Here is a 1,787-nt window from a genome sequence, read left to right on the forward strand (position 1 = left end):
GGCCCAGAATTTCAACCAGTTCCAGGATCTCTTCCTCCTGGCCGAGAACCTGTACGGCAAGCGGATTCGCGGCAACCGGCTGGCCGCCGTCAGCGGCGCAGGCTTCGAGGCTGTGGGCATGGCCGACTCCATTTTGAGCGACGACTACGCCATGCAGCTGACCACCCTGGCCCCACAAACCGTGGACGCCCTGCGCGACGCGCTGGCCGCCAAGAAGCTGGACACGCTGGTCGGCATCACCAACCCGCTGGACATCAACCCGGCCGCCGACGACGAGCTGCACGCCCAGGCCGCCGCCACCCTGGCGAATGATCCGGCCGTGGACGCGGTCATCATCGGCCTCGATCCGCTCTCGCCCGCCATGCACACCCTGGCCGCCACGGACGTTCCGGCCTTTGACCTGAAGGCCCCGGCCAGCATCGTCCGCCTCCTGCCCGAGGTGGCCCAGGCCAGCGACAAACCCATCATCGGCGTCATCGACGGCGGCCGGCTCTACGACCCGCTGCGCGACGCCCTCATGGCCGCCGGCGTGCCGGTCTTCCCGGTCTGCGACCGGGCCGTGGCGGCGTTGGCGCAGTATATTCAGGCCCGCTTGCATGCCGATGTGCTGCGCGGCGGCGTGCGGGAGTGAGATTGCCCGAGATGGGCTAACGGGAATCGCGGGGGAACCTGCGGCTCCTTTTTGTTTCGTGTCGGGATGCATGCGGCTCGGCATGAATCACGACACCAATCTTGCCAATTACGACAAATCGCGACATGAAATATGTCGTGATTTGTCATCATCCACGGCAGGAGTAACGCATGCCTCTTTCCGCTCCACGACATGAAGAAATCCGGCGGGTTCTGCTTTGCCATCCAGACGGACTGACCAGCACAGGCATCCGGGGTTTGCTGCGCGACCCGCCGCATCCGCGCACGGTGCAACGCTGGCTGGCCGAACTCGCGGCCTGTGGGGCCGTGACCATGTCCGGTCGCGGCCGGGCCACCGTCTACGGGCTAGCGGCCGCCACCGCGCCCGATGCGATGCTGGCGGAGCCCGTGGCCGCGTACGACGCCACCGGCGGCATTGCCCTGTCCGAGGAAGGCCGGGAGATCCTGGCCTATGTCCGGCGGCCCCGGAGCGGCCGGACTCCGGTCGGCTACGAGCGGAGCTTCCTCGACGACTATGTCCCCAATGCAACCTGGTATCTGAGCGAGACCACCAGACGCCATTTGCGGCGCATTGGCGAGACCGAGGCCTTTGGGCGACCGGCGGGCACGCATGGCCGGGCTATTCTGAATCGGCTGCTGATCGATCTGTCCTGGGCTTCGAGTCGTCTGGAGGGCAACACCTATTCCCGCCTGGACACGCAGCGCCTGATTGAATTCGGCCGCCACGCGGAAGGCAAGGACGCCCAGGACGCCCAGATGATCCTCAATCACAAGGCGGCCATCGAACTGCTGCTGGACGAAGCCGAGCGCGTGGGTTTTGACGCGCACACCATGCTCAGTCTGCACGGCCTCCTGTCGGAAAACCTGCTGCCCGACCCGGACGCCTCCGGGCGTCTGCGCTCCCGGCCGGTGCGCATCGGCGGCTCCGTCTTCATTCCCCTGGCCATGCCGCAGGTCATCACCGAATGTTTCCAGCTCATCCTGGACAAGGCGGCGGCCATCGCGGACCCCTTCGAACAGGCGTTTTTCGTGCTGGTCCAGATTCCGTATCTCCAGCCCTTTGAGGACGTGAACAAGCGCGTCTCCCGACTTGGGGCCAATATCCCGCTCATCACGAACAATCTTGCGCCGCTGAC

The 1,787-nt window shown here is 65.9% G+C and carries 2 protein-coding genes; both read left to right on the forward strand.

What is annotated here, in order from left to right; genetic code table 11:
• Positions 1 to 631, forward strand: a 631-nt coding sequence (locus tag EOL86_14435) for a CoA-binding protein (protein ID NCD26769.1), incomplete at its 5' end; no start/stop codon positions are given.
• A gap of 170 nt (positions 632 to 801) precedes the next feature.
• A partial coding sequence (locus EOL86_14440; GenBank protein NCD26770.1) for a Fic family protein occupies positions 802 to 1,787 on the forward strand: 986 nt, incomplete at its 3' end.

This window comes from Deltaproteobacteria bacterium, assembly GCA_009930495.1.
Lineage (GTDB): Bacteria > Desulfobacterota > Desulfovibrionia > Desulfovibrionales > Desulfomicrobiaceae > Desulfomicrobium.